This window comes from Niastella caeni, assembly GCF_004834005.1.
In the GTDB taxonomy this organism is placed as follows: Bacteria; Bacteroidota; Bacteroidia; order Chitinophagales; family Chitinophagaceae; genus Niastella; species Niastella caeni.
On record NZ_STFF01000003.1, the window covers coordinates 455,430 to 473,234 of the forward strand.

The 17,805-nt window shown below is 45.7% G+C and carries 13 protein-coding genes; 9 read left to right on the top strand and 4 right to left on the bottom strand.

Annotated features, from left to right (window positions below; translation table 11 throughout):
- Window positions 1-11 precede the first annotated feature (11 nt).
- The 4 genes from FAM09_RS13150 to aat all read left to right on the top strand — a co-directional run bounded on the left by FAM09_RS13150 (window position 12) and on the right by aat (window position 2,445).
- On the top strand, window positions 12-674 hold the full coding sequence (locus FAM09_RS13150; protein ID WP_136577577.1) for an OmpA family protein: 663 nt from the start codon (window positions 12-14) through the stop codon (window positions 672-674).
- Window positions 671-1,198, top strand: coding sequence for a retropepsin-like aspartic protease family protein (locus FAM09_RS13155; protein WP_136577578.1), 528 nt, complete (start codon window positions 671-673; stop codon window positions 1,196-1,198). Before FAM09_RS13150 ends, FAM09_RS13155 begins: the two co-directional genes overlap by 4 nt.
- A gap of 182 nt (window positions 1,199-1,380) precedes the next feature.
- Window positions 1,381-1,677 carry an ATP-dependent Clp protease adaptor ClpS gene (locus tag FAM09_RS13160; RefSeq protein WP_136577579.1) on the top strand — a complete coding sequence of 99 codons (297 nt, stop codon included), beginning with the start codon at window positions 1,381-1,383 and terminating at the stop codon, window positions 1,675-1,677.
- Between the two features lie 120 nt (window positions 1,678-1,797).
- Window positions 1,798-2,445 carry a leucyl/phenylalanyl-tRNA--protein transferase gene (gene aat, locus FAM09_RS13165; RefSeq protein WP_136577580.1) on the top strand — a complete coding sequence of 216 codons (648 nt, stop codon included), beginning with the start codon at window positions 1,798-1,800 and terminating at the stop codon, window positions 2,443-2,445.
- Window positions 2,446-2,516: 71 nt separating this feature from the next.
- Here the strand turns inward: aat and FAM09_RS13170 are convergent, their stop codons facing one another.
- Window positions 2,517-3,026: a hypothetical protein gene (locus FAM09_RS13170; RefSeq protein WP_136577581.1), complete on the bottom strand. Its 510-nt coding sequence runs from the start codon at window positions 3,024-3,026 to the stop codon at window positions 2,517-2,519.
- Between the two features lie 347 nt (window positions 3,027-3,373).
- The gene (locus FAM09_RS13175) at window positions 3,374-4,741 is read right to left on the bottom strand and encodes an exonuclease domain-containing protein (RefSeq protein ID WP_136577582.1); all 1,368 of its coding nucleotides are present in this window, start codon (window positions 4,739-4,741) and stop codon (window positions 3,374-3,376) included.
- Between the two features lie 1,340 nt (window positions 4,742-6,081).
- Between FAM09_RS13175 and FAM09_RS13180 the strand changes: the two genes are divergently transcribed.
- A complete protein-coding gene (locus tag FAM09_RS13180) occupies window positions 6,082-8,781 on the top strand; it encodes a valine--tRNA ligase (RefSeq protein ID WP_136577583.1) in 2,700 nt (899 codons plus the stop codon).
- Entirely contained in the window at window positions 8,756-9,424 is a 669-nt protein-coding gene (locus tag FAM09_RS13185) for a phosphatase PAP2 family protein (protein WP_243751664.1), read from the top strand. The genes FAM09_RS13180 and FAM09_RS13185 overlap by 26 nt, the downstream gene beginning before the upstream one ends.
- Window positions 9,425-9,528: 104 nt before the next feature.
- Here the strand turns inward: FAM09_RS13185 and FAM09_RS13190 are convergent, their stop codons facing one another.
- Window positions 9,529-12,348, bottom strand: a complete 2,820-nt coding sequence (locus FAM09_RS13190; RefSeq protein ID WP_136577584.1) for a TolB-like translocation protein — start codon at window positions 12,346-12,348, stop codon at window positions 9,529-9,531.
- Window positions 12,349-12,606: 258 nt separating this feature from the next.
- On the opposite strand from FAM09_RS13190, the gene FAM09_RS13195 reads away from it, so the two are divergent.
- Window positions 12,607-13,344 carry a PrsW family intramembrane metalloprotease gene (locus FAM09_RS13195; protein ID WP_136577585.1) on the top strand — a complete coding sequence of 246 codons (738 nt, stop codon included), beginning with the start codon at window positions 12,607-12,609 and terminating at the stop codon, window positions 13,342-13,344.
- Between the two features lie 13 nt (window positions 13,345-13,357).
- Window positions 13,358-13,861, top strand: a complete 504-nt coding sequence (locus FAM09_RS13200; RefSeq protein ID WP_136577586.1) for a GNAT family N-acetyltransferase — start codon at window positions 13,358-13,360, stop codon at window positions 13,859-13,861.
- A gap of 100 nt (window positions 13,862-13,961) precedes the next feature.
- Here FAM09_RS13200 and FAM09_RS13205 read toward each other — a convergent pair whose 3' ends face one another.
- On the bottom strand, window positions 13,962-14,738 hold the full coding sequence (locus FAM09_RS13205) for a queuosine precursor transporter (protein WP_136577587.1): 777 nt from the start codon (window positions 14,736-14,738) through the stop codon (window positions 13,962-13,964).
- Window positions 14,739-15,082: 344 nt separating this feature from the next.
- Between FAM09_RS13205 and FAM09_RS13210 the strand changes: the two genes are divergently transcribed.
- The gene (locus tag FAM09_RS13210) at window positions 15,083-17,752 is read left to right on the top strand and encodes a YfhO family protein (RefSeq protein ID WP_136577588.1); all 2,670 of its coding nucleotides are present in this window, start codon (window positions 15,083-15,085) and stop codon (window positions 17,750-17,752) included.
- Window positions 17,753-17,805 lie beyond the last annotated feature (53 nt).

The following is a 17,805-nucleotide window of genomic DNA, read 5'->3' on the forward strand; positions in this document are numbered from 1 at the left end:
TATTAACATTAATGAAAGTCAATAAAACAGATTCCTTCTGGACCAGCTATACCGACCTCATGACCAGCCTGTTCTTCATCATGCTGGTATTATACGTATTAACCTACGTACGAATGAATACCACCATCAAATTGCAGAAAGAAAAACTGGCGATCATTGAAACCGTAGAGGAAAACCTGAAACCATTAAAAAGCGATCAGTCCTTATTTACTTATGAAGAGCAGTATAAGCGGTTCAAGCTCTCGTTCGATGTAAAATTCAAACTCGGTGAATCGAAGCTAAGCAATAGTACGCTGGAACAATATCCCACCACCATTCATAAGATCGATAAAGCCGGCGAAAAACTGAAATCGATCATCGATAACCTGAAAAAGGCCAAGGAAGTGAACCCCAAGCTCAAAAATGTTTCTTATATCCTTGTAATTGCAGGGTACGCTTCCCGCATCGGCCACGATGCTTACCGCAATTACGAATTAAGCTATTGGCGGGCATTAAATCTGCGAGATTACTGGTACTCCAAAGGCATCGACTTTGAAGCGCCTGAATATAATGGTTTAATTGACCTGCAAATATCCGGTAACGGATGGGGCGGCGTTGGGCGCCTGCAGAATAATGAAGAAGATAACCAGCGGTTCCTTATACAGATATTTCCTAAAATCGGAGACTTTCAATGAAACAACTACCCCTCTACTTTATATCAGCCATGCTGATGCTGGAAGGCTGCACAGGCTGCCCGAAATCTGGCAGAAGGAATAGAAGCCAGAACGTAACCGCTTCTCAAAAGAGTGAAGAGAACCCAAAAAGGTTTAGTGGAAAAACCGTTGTGAAAATGGAAAAAGAAAACGGCGTTTATAAGATCCCTGTAACCATCAATGGAGCCAACATGACTTTTATCTTTGATACGGGCGCCGGGCTTATTTCCATTTCCAATGTGGAAGCATCCTATTTGTATAAACAGGGAAAGCTAACCGCTGATGATATTATGGGCGAAGCCAATTTTGTAGATGCAAATGGTGATATTTCAGTTGGTACAATCATAAGACTAAAAGAAGTTTCAATCAGCAACAGAACTATTTATAACATCCAGGCTTCGGTTGTTGATAATTCCGTAGCCCCCCTATTATTTGGTCAATCGGCCCTGGAACAATTTGGAAAGATCTCCATCGATTACAGTAATAACACCATCACTTTTGAATAACCTCACTAACATTCGTTGTGCCAAATATTTCGGCTCTCCGCTATATTTATAAACATTTTCCATACCCACCCCCTTCTGAATGAGTTATTTACGTGTAAAACACCCTTTATTAAAAAGGGGGTAAAAGAGCTTGCTACGCGTAGGGTATTTTTATAAATTTGTAACGGAATAAACCATTGTATATGGCTATCAGCGGAACAGTTCGACCACAATATGAAGAGGAAACCGATGTGCTTACCACACTGGATGAGCCTTATAGTCTTATTGTTTGGAATGATGAAGTAAATACCTTTGAATGGGTAATAGAAACATTGGTAGAAGTGTGCGGTCATTCAACCGAACAGGCTGAACAATGCGCTTATATCATCCACTTCCAGGGAAAATATGCCGTTAAACAAGGCTCTTACGACGATCTGAAACCCCAATGCGATGCCATTACCGACCGTGGTATTGGCGCTACCCTTGAAGTATTGACCTAGAAATTACGCCAACGTAATACACTAACTTTTGACTGCTGCCGTCCCGATGGCTATCGGGAATCTTACCCTGAATACATTCTCCTTTTTAATTATTTTTACGGCAACCAACCACATCCCGGCATGCCTTTATTTGCTTTGGACAAAGAAATAATTTTTCCGCCGGTTCACCTTGCTGAACCGGATGGGTTATTAGCGGTTGGCGGCGACCTTTCAACCGAACGTTTATTATTGGCTTACCGGCAGGGCATTTTCCCCTGGTACGAAGGGCAACATATTTTGTGGTGGTGCCCTAACCCGCGTTTCATTTTAACGCCTGCTACCTTAAAGGTGAGCAAAAGCATGAAACAGTTGTTAAAAAGGCAGGCATTTACCTTCACTATTAATAAAGCATTTTCTGAGGTTATCAATAATTGCAAAAGCATTGACCGGCCCGGGCAAAGCGGCACCTGGATCACCAACTCCATGAAAGAGGCCTACGTTCGTTTGCACCGGGAGGGATTTGCGCACAGCGCCGAAGTTTGGTTGAACAATGAACTGGTGGGTGGTTTGTATGGAATAAGACTGGGGAAAGTTTTCTTTGGCGAAAGCATGTTCAGTAAAGTGAGCAATGCCAGCAAATATGCATTCATCAGTTATGTGCAGCAATTACAACAGGAAGATGTTCAACTCATCGATTGCCAGGTATATACCGAGCATTTGGAGAGCCTGGGCGCACAGATGATTCCGCGGGAAGAATTTATTCATTTGCTACAAAGGCTGGTGCCTTAGATGCAGGTTACATGTTACAGGTTACAGCTTACCCCTGTTGTTCCCTGTAACATGAAACCTGGAACCTGCAACTACTTACTGTAAGTATACGCCGAATAATGTTTCAGGGAAGTCACTTTAAGTTGATCATTCTTAACATACACTTTCTTGTACTCACGAAACTGATTGTGATTATCCATAAAACCAACGATACAGGAATACTTATCCTCCCCCTTTTGAATAACGGGTTGCGGCGGCGTGCCTACGTTAGGCAGATTCAATGTATCATCACCTTCCATCTCTTCGTACTTTAATTTCATAACGTACTGAAAAGTTTTAGGCGTTTCATACAGCTTAATAGAGAAATACCAATCGTTTAACGGGTTGTCCGTTCTTTCCTTGTACTCGGCTACCGGTTCGGGGTTCACCGATTCACGGTATTCCGGTACTTTTGCTGCGGGCGGTTCTGCTTTAATAGCGGGAGTTGTTTTCTCAGTTGCATCAGCTTTTGCAACCGGATCTTTGATGGCTCCTTGGTTGGATGTTGTCTCACGACATCCTGCTGCGAGCAAACAGCAAAGTAACAAATTGCGTCTTTTCATAGTGTGGGTTATTTGAACAAAAAATATGGAAAATCAATTACCTGAAAAAAAGATATCGCAAAATGTTCACAACTTTAATACCAAATTATTTCAAACGGTTCCGACTTAAGCATTTAATAACGCGGCAACGCCCACCCGCCGGGCGGGAATTTACGCATAGATAATGCAGTAATTACGGGGAAGAGGAATGTTAAATATTGAATGTAGAACGTCCAATGTTGAAGTAAAAGCAGGCTGTAAGCCGTAAGCAGAAAGCTGTAAGCAGAAATGCAAACTACTTCTGTATTGCTTAAAGCTTATGGCTTATGGCTTACAGCTTAAGGCTTGTATTTCGCGTGCAGCTTTCACTATAGGGAAACTTTCTTATTCGGGTACCGCTCCGCATACTGATACACCAACCCTCTTATATAATCATTCTCAGGATAACGCGTGAGATAGGTCTTTAATTCTTCGCGGCTCGTAATGCCCACCCCTGCCGGAATGTATCCCATTCCATAGAACTTGCCTTTCTCCATTAAGATGCAGCTTTGTTCTTCCCGATCGTTACCGGCATCCACTACGGCAAACGTGGGCAGCCAGTCTTCCAGCCATTGCAACGCCACCTGTACCCGCTCGTTATACACAGCGGCTGGCTCTTTGTGCTCGCAGGCGCCGGGGCAAACCGATTCACCGGTTCCGGTGCACGGCCCGGGCGCGGTTTGCATAAAGCACAACCTGGGACATAAAGTAAACCGTTGTATCAGTTGATTCACCAGCCGGTGGCCTTCAATGAGCAGGTTGAAGGTATACAGCGGTTGCATGTGTTTCTTCTTTTTATCTATCGCCAGGCGCATATAGCCGCTGCTGTCTTCGAACATGTATAACCCGTACGAATGGCTGAACCGCTTTTGGCTGCTATTGAACTCAGGCCATAACCGTTTTATTTCTATGCTCTCCAGTATAAAGGCCATTAACTCGGTACTGCACGACTGATAAGTAATGCTGTAGATGTTGCGTAAAAAATCCTGCCGCTGTTTACCCGCGCCATTATGCGTGAAGTGACTGCTTACCCGGTATTTGAGGTTCTTTGCCTTCCCTACATAGATCACTTTACCAGATTGGTTATGGAAATAATATACGCCCGGCGTATACGGCAACTGGTCAACCTGCTCTTTGGGCAGGTTGGGCGGTAACGATTGTTCCTTGGCGCCGCGTTTTATAAACTGCTGTATATGTGGTTCGGCGTTATGTTGCAGTAAATGTTCCAGCAACCGTACGGTAGCATCGGCGTCTCCACCGGCCCGGTGCCTGTTCTGGATCTGAATGCCAAAATACCGGCACAGGTTGCCCAGGCTATAGGAAGGAATGCCGGGAAATACCTTTTTTGACAAGCGAACGGTGCACAGCTTATGGCAGTTCAGCTCATACCCTACCACATCAAGGTGATGCTTCAAGAAAGAGTAATCAAAATTTACATTGTGGGCTATAAAGATCTTCCCGTGCAACAACTCAAATAATTGCGGCGCCAGTTCTTCAAAGCTGGGGGCATCGGCTACCATATCATTGGTAATACCCGTTAACACCTGAATATAATGGGGTATGGTACGCACCGGTCTTACCAGGCTTTCAAAGCGGTTTATAACAGATTGTCCATCATGTAACACAATAGCAATCTCTGTTATATCGTTATTTGCAGCGTACCCGCCGGTAGTTTCTATATCAACGATAGCGTACATAGATTGATCGTAAAGTTACAAAGAACCACCGGAAGCCAGAAGTCCGAAGTCTGAGGTCTGAAGTCCGATGCCTAAACAGAGGCATTAAGGTAAATCACAGAGTATAAAGCATTTATACACTGATTACTTCTTACATCTTACTTCCTGCTTCAAATTAATCCTACCCCATGAGTGTTTAATCCGCCCTTCATTGTTAAACCTCAAAAAAATCCGTTGTCTATGCAAAAATTCAACTTGCATGAAGCAGGAGAAAAAAAGACCATGATCGCAGTGATCGTTGTATTCTTTACTGCATTGGTACTGTTTTCTTACTGGTTTACCCAAAGCTAACTGCTTTGCCACCATCTGAAGTTCAAAATCTTTAGTATGAAGCGCAAAGGAGAATCAATTGGGAATAAGCAATTGACGATTGGCAATTAGCCCCCGACGCGAGTTGCAACGATTAACAAAAGCCATAATCGTACACGCCTCTCCTTCTTTGTGCTTCATACTTTTCTTTCTGCAGAAATGCCCACTTTGAGAAAATTCCCAAATTTGTACTCAAGGGCTGTAATTACCTCTTCTAACACCCAACTTTATACTCCTTGCTCACTTTTAACTTGTCAACTTTTATACTTGTTGCCCAGCTTCATTAACCTGGCCCCCTAACGTTAGCCCGGGTTTAACGGTTCCCCTTCGCTCCTAATACCTTATAGCCAATCCTTTTCCCCTGTCCCATCCCGTATTTTCACTTTTTTATGATGGTAACATTTGCAGCTTTAACGGCTGTGTATTACCTTTGTAGTGGACTTCATATTAGCCTGGCTTTTTACCCTTAACTGATTTATATCCTTCCTGGAATCACCAAAGGCTTTAGTTTTTATACCCTATATACATTTCGTTAGCCTGTGAAAACTGATTGCAAGATCGTACTACGGATTTTATAACTTTTAAAAAAAACGTAGCGTATGAAAAAATCAACGCATCATTTCCATCTGGGCGAAAACGGTAAGGTTGCTTTAATGGCAATTGGTTTTCTTAGCTTCATTATGCTTTTATCGTACCTGTATTGGTATGCTTAATCGCTAACGGCTCAACCTCACTGAAACACAAAAGATTTCCGGTATCTCCTTCTATGATATTGGATAGAGAATTATTTTGTAAGCATTTCGCCTGCAGGTGAAGTGCTTTTTTTATGCCAAATCCGGTCCCGCCTTTAGTCGGGATTAGCACGTTCCAGGCATCACTTCCACATTTATCATTCTATATTCAATATTTACCCCGCTCGTTGCCTGGTTGCCTTTATGCCTTGTTGCCTTTTCTTACTACCTTTGCCCTCCCTTAAAGCGGATTAAATATCTATGGAACTAAGCAAGAATTACCAACCCGAAGCGGTGGAGGAAAAATGGAGTAAGCATTGGAAATCAAAAAGATATTTCAACAGCACCCCCGATGAGCGCAAACCGTTCACGGTGGTGATACCCCCGCCCAACGTTACCGGGGTATTACACATGGGCCATACGCTCAACGAAACCGTGCAAGACATCCTGGTGCGCAAAGCCCGCATGAGCGGACTGAACGCCTGCTGGGTGCCCGGCAGCGACCATGCCTCTATTGCTACCGAAAGCAAGGTGGTTCAAATGCTGGAAAAGGAAAAAGGCATTAAAAAAAGCGATCTCACCCGAGAAGAGTTCCTGAAATATGCTTTTGAGTGGAAAGAAAAATACGGCGGCATCATCTATCACCAGATAGAAAAGCTGGGCTGTAGTGTTGACTGGGACCGGGTTTCGTTTACCATGGACCCCGATTATTACAAAGCCGTTCTGAAGGTTTTTGTTGACCTCTATAATAAAAAAATGATCTACCGCGGCGCCCGGATGATCAACTGGGACCCGGCCGCGAAAACCGCCCTCAGCGATGAGGAAGTGGAGTACAAAGAGGTTCAGGGGAAACTGTATTACGTTAAGTACCTGGTGGTTGACGAGGCTGGAACCACAAACAACACACCACAAACAACAAACTTCATCACCATCGCTACCCAGCGCCCCGAAACCATCATGGGTGACTCGGGCGTATGCGTAAACCCAACCGATGAACGCTTTGCCCACCTGAAAGGCAAAAAGGTGATCGTTCCGCTGGTTAACCGGGCCGTACCGGTGATCTTCGACGAATATGTTGATCCCGCGTTTGGTACCGGCGCCCTGAAAGTGACCCCGGCGCATGATATCAACGACTATAACCTGGGGCTGAAACACAACCTCAGGATCATAGACACCCTCAACGAAGACGGCACCCTGAATGCCGCCGCAGAAGTTTGCGTGGGTATGGACCGCTTTGCAGCGCGTAAGAAGGTGGTTGAAATGCTTAAAGAGCAGGGGCTGCTGGTTAAAGAGGAAGAATACACTACCCGCCTTGGGTTCTCTCAACGCAGTATGGCCGTGGTGGAACCGCGCATCTCTACCCAATGGTTCGTAGCCATGCGTTCCCTGGCCGATAAAGCCCTGGCAGCCGTTAACAGCGGCGAAGTAAGAATTCACCCGGGCGATAAATTCCTGGCCACCTACCGCTACTGGCTCGAAAATGTAAAGGACTGGTGTATCAGCCGCCAACTCTGGTGGGGACAGCAGATACCCGCATGGTACGATGATAATGGCAATTGCTATGTGGCGGAAACAGAAAATGAGGCCAGGCTTCAAGCCGCAAGCCAAAAGCTGAAAGCCGAAAACAAAAAGGCCGATGCAGCCAGCTTACAGCTTGCAGCTAACAGCTTGCAGCTTTCCCAGGATGTAGACGTGCTCGACACCTGGTTCTCGAGCTGGTTATGGCCTATTGAAGTGTTCAAGGGCATCACGCACCCCGGCAATCCCGACATCAATTATTACTATCCTACTTCGGTGCTCGTAACCGGACAGGACATCATATTCTTCTGGGTAGCCCGCATGATCATGGCCGGCATGGAGTACATGGATGTAAAGCCATTCAGCGATGTATACTTCACCGGTATGGTGCGCGATAAGCAGGGTAGAAAAATGAGCAAAAGCCTCGGCAACTCGCCCGACCTGCTGGAACTGATCGACAAGTTCGGCGCCGACGCGGTTCGCTTTGGCATCATGATCTCCTCCCCCGCCGGTAACGACCTGCTGTTCGATGAAACCTCTCCCGAACAGGGCCGGAACTTCAATAACAAGATCTGGAATGCCCTGAAGCTGGTAAAGATGTGGGAAGGCAGAACCAATGGGCAATCGACAATAGGCAATGGACAAACTCCTTTTGCCATTCAATGGTTTGAAAACAGATTGCAACAGGCTAAAGCAGAAATCGAGCAGCATCATAAAGACTTTAAGCTCAGCGAAGGATTGAAAACCATCTATTCGCTCATCTGGGACGACTTCTGCAGTTGGTACCTGGAATGGGTAAAACCCGGCATGGACCAGCCGATAGACAAGGCCGTGTACGACAAAACGGTTTCGTTCTTCACCGAACTCATGCAATTGCTGCATCCTTATATGCCGTTCGTTACGGAAGAAATATACCATTTGCTCACTACCCGCACCGAAGACCTGTGCGTAAAACAGTTTGCACCGCTGCAAACCACCAACGCCATTGTATTGCAGGAAGGCCAATTACTGAAAGACGTAATTACCGGCTTACGCGATGTGCGGGTGAAGAACCAGATAAAGCCGAAAGAACCCATTAAACTGTACATACAGGGGGGCAACAGCGAACTGTACAAAGCCATTGAGCCCATCCTGATGAAACAGGTAAATATTCAACAAATAACTTTTACAGCCGACACGGTGGCCAATACGATTACAGCCGTAATTGGTAAAGACAAGTTCTACATTGAAACTGAACGCCCTGTAGATACCGGCGCGCAAAAAGAAGAGCTGTTGAAAGAGCTGGAATACCTGAAAAAGTTCCTGGAATCAGTTAATAAAAAGTTAAGTAACGAAAGGTTCGTACAATCTGCAAGGCCGGATGTCGTTCAATTAGAGCAAAAGAAAAAACTGGATGCTGAAGCCAAGATCAAGGTCCTTGAGGATAGCCTGTCAAACCTCTAATAAACAAACCCCGGTTTCTAACATATTAATAAAAAGCATACTGCTTTCAGCGGTATGCTTTTGTTATTTTAAACCCTGCTCAGCGCAAAAGCTGAATTTCGACCAGCGGATCCTGGTGAATATGATGGAGAGCCGTACGGAAGGCACAACCAAAGTGATGCGGGGCATATCTGATTACACCCAGGAAATATCATTTCTCATTCCTGCCACCGTAACAGTGGTTGGTTTAATCGACAATAATAAAATGACCCTTAAAAAGGGTTTGTACCTGGCGGAATCGGCTGCAGCAGCCACATTTATTACCTATGGGATGAAATACTCCTTTAAGCGCTCGCGGCCTTACATGAAGATTAACGGGCTTTCTGCCGCCGGTACAGGTAATAGTCCTTCCTTTCCCAGCGGGCATACTTCAGTAGCATTTGCCTCGGCTACCTCGCTTTACCTGGCCTACCCCAAATGGTATGTGGCCGTTCCGGCATTTACCTATGCCGCGGCAGTTGGTTATAGCAGAATGTACCTGGGCGTGCATTACCCCAGCGATGTGCTGGCCGGAGCAGTGATCGGCGCAGGCAGCGCCTGGTTGATGTATAAGGCGAATAAATGGTTGTTTAAGAAAAAGCCGAATACAGCTACAAGCTTCTAGCAAAATACAATGTAGCATTTGGTTTTCCGCTTGCAGCTTGCAGTTTGCGACTTGCAGCTTGCAGCTTGCGGCTTACAGCTCAACCTACATCCTCTTAACCAAAATTACCTCCCCAAAAGATTTATAGGTAAAATAAACTCCCACTGATTCGGCCCTAACCCCTGTACTTCCCCATCGAATAACCGGCTGTACCGGATGCCGAAACTGACGGGATATTCGTTCCACCATTTGGTATCGAAGAACAACTCCGCCCCGGCCGACCGAAGCTCCAGATGCAGATTCTGCCGGTAATACCTCACATCGGTATAATCATAAAAACCATTGGCCCGAAGACGCTGGAAATACACGATGTTGCCGATCCCAAAATCAGGATATACCAGCGGGAAATGATAATTCACGCCGTACTTGTACATCTCGGGCAACCGGTAAAAATTATATCCCAGGTAACCGCGCGACATGGGAAAGCTGTTGGAAAAACCGTAATCGCCAATGGTATCCCGCTTTTGATAGGCGCCCGTTATTACCAGGTTATGCGTAGGCATGGCGCCAGGCAGGTACAAAGCGGCGCTGGTAAGCCATTGAAATCCGCTGTAGTTATTAATGATCGTTCTGTAGCGGGAAAACAAATTGATGCCGAAGCGCGGATAGATATGCTGCCGCGCCACCTGCGATTGCATCGTGAACGTCACAGATCCATCTACAAATTCAAATTGCTTATCGGCGTATTTTGTCTTGGCAAAATTGGTATAATATACCTGGTGCGTGTTAATACCGCCCGAGAAACTTAAGCGGCGGTAATAGCGGCCGCCATTAAAGGTAAAGGGGAACTGCAATCCCAACCGGCCATTGACCTCATTCCAGGTTTTAACAGCCGGACTGTCATTCTCCTGTCGATCGAATGCGCCTGCAACGCCTAATGTGAAGTAAGGGAACCAGGCGCCATAAACGGCAGAAGCGCCTACCTCTTTGAACTTTTCATCGGTATTATAATTGAAATAAATTTCGGTCTGCAGGGTGTTCAGCACATTCTGCCCGATCAGCGAAAACGTATAATCCGGGTCGGAAATATAAGGCCGCCAGCTGTGAAAATTGATCAGGTTAAACGCTTTGCGGTAGCGGCCGATGCGATACGACCTGCTGGTATCAACCGGCAACGGCTGGTCCTGTTTCAATGAGCCCAGCTCATAGGTAAACAAGGAACTGGAAAATGCATCGGCATCCATTGGCTTCCAGCTATCAGCGGTAATAGGTTGTTGCACCAGGTGATAACCTGCTGCCGTAAAAGCCGAATAAACGGCTTTGTTGTTCATCGTGCTCCATTGGTAATTGCCGGTGCCCGTATTGGCTGGCGTTTGTAACCGGTACAATTGCTTATTCACCAGGGCAAACAGTTCGTCCCGTTGCTGGTACGCCGCTGTAAATGTGATGGTATCGCCATGTACCAACGGGAACCCGGTGACGTGAAAGGAATACGGCAACAGTTCCTCTACCGAACCGTCATTGATATTCACCAACCCTAGTGTGTTGGCGCCGGTGGTAGTACGAATGGCCGATAACACGGTGTTCTCCTTATAAAATTTGGGATGGCTGTAGTACAACTGTTTCGGATTGGGCACTTTTTTCAATACAGCTCCTGAGCTGGCATCCAGAATATGCAGTGTAGCGGCGCCGCCTGTTTGAACATCAACGGCCACCACCTGCTTACCATCTGCAGAAATATCCGGCGCAAAATACCTGGAATGATGGGTGATCGTTTGCTGTTGGCCTGAATGCACGTCCAACACTTTCAGCACACTGTAATCCTTCCAGGCCCAACGTACGTCGGCTTCATAAGCCGCATATACAATTTTACCGTTGCGGTACGAGAAATAATTATCAAGCGAAATATCTTTTGTTCGCAAGCGGGTATCACTACCGGCGGTCAGGTTGCGGAGGTAAAACGCCGGTATTTTTTTATAGCTGCTCTTTACCAGCACCACCGTATTAGCGTCTATCCATTGCGGAAATTCCTCATCGCCCGAAAAATGTTTTTGTTGCTGCGCCCAATTGCTTACCGCATCGTTTTTAACTGAATCAACATACACCCTGAAATATTGCATTGCTTCATTTCGAAAAGTAGTATAACTGGTATGGCTGTATTTTTTAATTGCTCGTTGAAACGGGTACAGCACACCGTTAAACCGGGCCGCATCATCGGTAACGTTCTTCCAGAAATCGGGCCCGTACTTTTCGCGGCCATAAGCCACCTGCATATAGCCAAGGTGATAATGATCAGGCACAAAATCACGCAACGAACCATTGCGCAGTTTCATCCACGAATAATTTTTATTGGCCAGCCACAACGAGCGATAGTCATTAAAGAAAAAAGGTAACCGGCCCCTGCCCTGCTGGCTTTTCAGCGTTTCCTGGTACACCGCATCTCCTTCCCAGAACCAGTTGGGTATGGCCGCACTGTTGGCCATCGCCAGTCCTTCCTGCCCGAACAAATAGTAAGCGACCCTCGACAAGCCTTTGCGAAAATTATTGAACTGCTGCACATGCCGGTATTCGTGCAGGGCCAGCATATGATACCAGGGCGTGGTGCCTAAATCGAACGGATTTTGCGGCGGCATCAGGTAAAACTCACTGCGCCAGGGGCCCAATGCAACATACGCATTGGAGATAGTGGTGCGGGGCTGCAATACGATATTGATCTTGCGCATGCGGCTGCCAATGGTAGGCGTTGTTTGCACGGCCAGGCGTTGCACGGTAGCGGCAATGTCTGTAGCCTGCTTTTCCAAACCTGATTGAGCGGGAAAAATTACCCGCAGGGTATCGTTATTGATCTGGTTCCATTTGGTTGAAGGGGGATGACCGCCAAACTGTTGGGCCTGCAATACACTAACCACCGGTAAGCAAAAGATTAAAAGAAATAGTTTTCTCATTCTAATGGACTATGTAACACTGAAAATAAAGCCTTTTTTCTATATACAATGAATGTTTTTGTTTCGTAGCCGTAAGCGGTAAGCTGTAAGCCAAACTGTATTTGCTTATGGCTTATGGCTTAAAGCTTATGGCCTGTATTTGCTTGCCGTGTGTGGCGTGTGGCGTGTAGCTGTATTTTATGTATCTTGAGCCCGATTGCAATGCCCTGTACCACGTTCTGTTATTCCTTGTCGGGTAAAAACATATTTAAGTAAATCATGCTTTCTTTATTAGCCCTGGCTATAGCGCCTGGAGCGGCTATTACGTTGTATATCTATTCAAGAGATAAGTACGACCGGGAGCCGCTGAAACCCTTACTGATCTCCTTTTTACTGGGCATGGTGGCAACTGCTCCGGCCATTCTTATTCAAACCAGTTTAAAGCCGGTGTTATTCCTTCAGTTTCCCGACTTCACCGTCTGGTATTATTTTTTACTGTCATTTATTGTAGTGGCTGTTAGCGAAGAAGGCAGCAAGTACGTTATGTTGCGGTTCTATGCCTATCGCAACAAAGCCTTTAACGAACCCTTCGATGGCATTATTTATTCGGTGATGATCAGCATGGGATTTGCCACTTTGGAAAATATCGGTTATGTATTGAATTATGGTTTTAAAACAGGCATCATCCGCATGTTTTTGTCGGTTCCCCTGCATGGCGCCTTTGCCGTGTTGATGGGCTATCACGTTGGCCTGGCGAAATTCGATCCGGCCCGCGCCATACAGCATATAGTAAAAGGATTATTGCTGGCGATGTTCTTTCATGGCGCATTCGATTTCTTTCTGATGCTGCAAAACAGCGAGCAGGTAAAGCAACATGTATCGAACGGATTGTTGATCGGAGGCGCGCTGACGGCCTGGGGCATTGCCATCCGCATGTCTGTAAAATCGATCCGGCTGCATGAATCGCATTCTAAACAAAACTTCCATAAAAACAACGAAACACTTTCAGAAGTATAATATCTTGCGAGGTATGATCACTATTCGATTGGCAAACGTTGATGACCTTCCAACAATAGAACGGCTGGCGCGGGAAATATGGCCTGTTACTTATGGAGAGATCCTGTCGCCGGAACAACTGGCGTACATGCTCGACCTTATTTACAACAACGCCGTTTTACGCGACCAGTTGCTGAATCAGCATCACACATTTTTAATTGCTGAGCTGGAAGGAAAGCCTGTGGCGTTTGCCGTTTTTTCAACTATAGAGCCTGGCATTTGCAAACTGCATAAGATATACGTTCACCAAAATACGCAGGGCAAAGGCGTAGGCAAGCAACTGATCGATCATATTACGGAGCATCTGCGATCGCAATCCATGCACACGTTACGCCTGAACGTAAACCGCCAGAACAAAGCCCGTTTCTTTTATGAAAAGCTGGGATTCAAAGTTGTTAAAGAAGAAGATATTGATATTGGGAATGGCTACTTCATGATTGACTTTGTCATGGAAAAGAAGCTGGTTAGTGGAAATTAAAAATGAGGAATGAAAAATCAGAAATGAAAAAGTAAAATCCATTCATTCCGGTATTCCACTTTTTCATTCCTCTGTTTCTCATTTCTAATTCTTCATTTCTCTATTCACTTTCTTTCCCCATCGCCGCCAGTTTCATCTTCTTAGTCGTTTCAGGGCCAAAATATTTTTCAATCCGGTATTCTACAAAATAAATAAGGGGTGTCAATAGCAGCGCCATAAGGAATTTGTATATATAGTTCATAACACCTATTGCCAGCAACTGCTGCCATGGATATTTTCCCAGGAAGGCAATAAAAAGAACAATATAACTATCTATTAATTGGGAAACAACAGTTGAACCGGTCGCGCGCAGCCACACATGCTTTTCACCGGTGCGTTGCTTTATTTTATGAAACACGTATACGTCTACTAACTGGCTTACCAGGAAAGCCACCAGGCTGCCTACGATGATCCGCATGCCCTGACCAAACACACTGCCAAAAGCTGTTTGCATATCCGGCACCCCCTCTTTTATACTTCCACTAACCCAAAAATCAGCAGGCGGCATCCAAATTGCGAGGAAGTACATAAGGAATGCATAAGAAATAAGAACCACCGCAGTAATACTAATGCGGCGCACTGCCCTGGGCCCATAATATTCATTGATAATATCGGTCATCACAAACTCCAGCGGCCATAATAAAACACCACAGGTAAGGGTAAAGGTCAATCCCGATTGCCCGAACAGGGTAAAATTGGCAGGCGGAACACCTAACAATTTTTCCAGGGAAAATAACTTGGTACCAATGCTCTCCGCAATCAACGCGTTGGCAACAAAAAAAGCGGCAAAAAATACAAACAGCCGGGTCGGTTTATCCTTGATAATAGATTGGATCATCTTATAAAAAGTATTATCTGGGGCAATAAAAAAAGAAAATTAGCAATAATAAGCCATTGGGGAAAATGTTTCCACACCGCTTTGCGCCGCCATATAAAAACAAGCACAAACAAATTCACCACAACATTCAACAGAAACGCGATCAAAATGCCTAAAATCAGGATAAGCGAAACAAATTCGCCGGCCTGGCCTTCCTTCAAAATGGGATAGAACCGCATAACCCACACCAATACAAAGCAAACATTACAAATAAAAGCCACCCGACTGAAAAATATTAAACTTTGCATATAGTTAACTTGCTGTAAAATTGCATTATTTTGCCCAACTAATAATTATTTGCAATAATGAAGAAAACACTCTGGCAACAGGTAATGCCGCATCTGATATCCACTGCTATTTTTTTAATAGTAGCCCTGCTCTTTTGTAAACCGGCGCTGGAAAGTGATACCGTGATGAGGCAAGGGGATGCTACCAACTGGCAGGGCATGAGCCACCAGTTGATTGAATATAAAGAAAAGCATGGCCACGTTCCTTTGTGGGCAACCAATATGTACGGTGGCATGCCGGCATACCAGATTTTGATGGAGGGTCCATGGCATCCCCTTGGCATTATTGGGAAAGTACTGGAACTGGGATTGCCCAAACCCATCAACATGTTCTTCCTGGCCTGCATTTGTTTTTACTTCCTGTGCATGTGCCTGCGTATTCGGCCCTGGGTAGGTGTTATTGGCGGGTTGGCGTTTGCCTATAGTACCACCTTCCCTATTTTTATAACGGCCGGTCACGATACGCAAATGCTGGCGCTGGCTTATACCCCTGCTGTAATGGGTGGCGTCATCTTGTTATTCGATAAAAAATACATCAGCGGATTTATAGTAACGGCTTTATTCACCGGTATACAAATTTTGATGGGTCACCAGCAGATAAGCTATTACATGTTCCTGGTGATCGGTATTATGGTGCTGTTCTTTACGGTACAGGGTATCAGGAGCGGCAAAGCCGCCCATTCATTAAAAGCAATTGGCCTGATCGCAGTAGCCAGTATTTTGGGGATCATGGTAAATGCAGTGAGCTTGTTAACCGTGTACGATTATTCAAAAGAATCGAAACGGGGCGGCCAGCTGGTGATGGATAAAAAAGAGAACGCCAGCGACGTTGTTAAGAATGATAAAACAAAAGGACTGAGCAAAGACTATGCATTTGGCTGGAGTTATGGCTGGACGGAATCCCTGACCCTGATGTTCCCGGGTGTAATGGGCTACGGTGCGCATTATGCGGAACGGGATGGGGACCAGTTCATGTTTCCCAAGCTCGATGGCAGCTCCAAGGTTTCTGAATACCTGGGTGAAAAATTAAACACCCCCGAAGAACAGTCTGCCAGTGTAGCTTTTCAGTTAAGCGGTAATTTATATTGGGGCGATCAGCCGTTTACCGCCGGCCCCATTTACCTGGGCGCTATCGTTTGCCTGCTGTTCATTTTTGCCATGGTATACCTTGATGGAACGCATAAATGGTGGATCTTAACAGCCGCCATACTTGGTGTGTTGCTGGCCCTGGGAAGACATTTCGCCGCCTTTAATTATTTCATGTTCGATCACTTTCCGTTTTATAATAAATTCCGGGTGCCTACCATGGCGCTTGAGATCACCGGCCTGGTTGTGCCCATCGGTGTTGCCCTGGGATTAGAGAAACTGATAGCCAATCCCGTGGTAGACCTTAAAAAACTGAAATTAGCGGCCCTTATCACCGGCGCCGTGTTTGTGCTGGCAGCGGGATTGTATTTCACTTCCGATTACAGCAATGAGAACAAGCAACGCACCACGGCTATTAACCAGGTTATGAGTGCGGGACAAAACGACCCGAACATAATGGCCAAAATGGATTCCATCAACCGCCAGTTTCAGGCCAAGTCAGACAACCGCATTTTTGAAAACTTTCTTTACCAAACCAAAGGCGACGCTAACATTGCACGCGGGTTGTTGACCGCCCTGCGCGCAGATCGTCAAAAGGCCTTTGGCGCTACCATCCTGCGTTCACTGGTATTTGTGCTCATTGCCATGGGCATTGTATTCCTTTTTGTAAAAAAGAAGATCAACGCCACTATTTTGCTGGCTGGTATCGGGCTATTAACGCTTATCGACCTGTTAAGCATGGATAGCAATTACCTGAATAGTTTCAGTTTCGGCAGCAGGGAAAGTTATGAAGCCAGTGAGTTTCCTTTAACGGGCGCCGACCAGGCTATTCTGAAAGATACCGATCCCAATTTCCGGGTATTGAATACCACCGTAGGCGATCCGTTCCAGGGCGATTCACGCACTTCTTATTATCACAAATCTGTTGGTGGTTACCACCCGGCGCGGTTAGGCATCTATGATGACCTGATGACCTATCAGCTTATGAGCAACACGAACCAGGCCGTACTCAATATGCTCAATACAAAATACTTTATACAACAGGGTCAGCCAACGCAACCCAATCAACAGCCCGCCCTGGAAGCAGCGCGTAACCCGAACGCCCTGGGCAACTGCTGGTTTGTAAAAAGTGTGAAATATGTAAACGGGCCAGTTGAGGAAATGAAAGCGTTGAACAACTTCAATCCGGCCGAAGTAGCCATTGTTGACAATACGTTCAAATCTCAATTAAACGGAGCGGTTGCAGCAGACAGTGCGGCTACCATTAAACAGGTTGCTTTCGATAATGATGCTATCAAATATGAAAGCAACAGCAATGCAGCGCATACCGCCGTGTTCAGTGAAATTTATTATAAAGACTGGAAAGCATACATAGATGGTAAGCCGGCGCCCATTGCAAAAGCCAATTACGTGCTGCGCGCCCTGCTTATACCTGCCGGTAAGCACAATATTGATTTCAGGTTTGAACCCAAAGTCTATTACACCGGCAGCACCATTACAAGCATTGCGGGCTGGATAATAACGCTGCTGCTGGTAGCTTATATCGGCTGGATTGCCTGGTCTGAGACGAAAAAGAAAAAATCTGTAAAAACAGTGGCATAATGAAATGGTTGATGGTTTGAGCCTGCCGGAAGGCAGGTTCAGCCATCAACCAA

What these genes read in the sequence shown, in the direction of transcription:
- FAM09_RS13160 (WP_136577579.1), top strand. Translation starts at nt 1,381, where the DNA reads ATGGCTATCAGCGGAACAGTTCGACCACAATATGAAGAGGAAACCGAT.
- FAM09_RS13155 (WP_136577578.1), top strand. Translation starts at nt 671, where the DNA reads ATGAAACAACTACCCCTCTACTTTATATCAGCCATGCTGATGCTGGAA.
- FAM09_RS13150 (WP_136577577.1), top strand. Translation starts at nt 12, where the DNA reads ATGAAAGTCAATAAAACAGATTCCTTCTGGACCAGCTATACCGACCTC.
- FAM09_RS13180 (WP_136577583.1), top strand. Translation starts at nt 6,082, where the DNA reads ATGGAACTAAGCAAGAATTACCAACCCGAAGCGGTGGAGGAAAAATGG.
- FAM09_RS13210 (WP_136577588.1), top strand. Translation starts at nt 15,083, where the DNA reads ATGAAGAAAACACTCTGGCAACAGGTAATGCCGCATCTGATATCCACT.
- FAM09_RS13170 (WP_136577581.1), bottom strand. Translation starts at nt 3,026, where the DNA reads ATGAAAAGACGCAATTTGTTACTTTGCTGTTTGCTCGCAGCAGGATGT.
- FAM09_RS13190 (WP_136577584.1), bottom strand. Translation starts at nt 12,348, where the DNA reads ATGAGAAAACTATTTCTTTTAATCTTTTGCTTACCGGTGGTTAGTGTA.
- aat (WP_136577580.1), top strand. Translation starts at nt 1,798, where the DNA reads ATGCCTTTATTTGCTTTGGACAAAGAAATAATTTTTCCGCCGGTTCAC.
- FAM09_RS13200 (WP_136577586.1), top strand. Translation starts at nt 13,358, where the DNA reads ATGATCACTATTCGATTGGCAAACGTTGATGACCTTCCAACAATAGAA.
- FAM09_RS13195 (WP_136577585.1), top strand. Translation starts at nt 12,607, where the DNA reads ATGCTTTCTTTATTAGCCCTGGCTATAGCGCCTGGAGCGGCTATTACG.
- FAM09_RS13205 (WP_136577587.1), bottom strand. Translation starts at nt 14,738, where the DNA reads ATGATCCAATCTATTATCAAGGATAAACCGACCCGGCTGTTTGTATTT.
- FAM09_RS13175 (WP_136577582.1), bottom strand. Translation starts at nt 4,741, where the DNA reads ATGTACGCTATCGTTGATATAGAAACTACCGGCGGGTACGCTGCAAAT.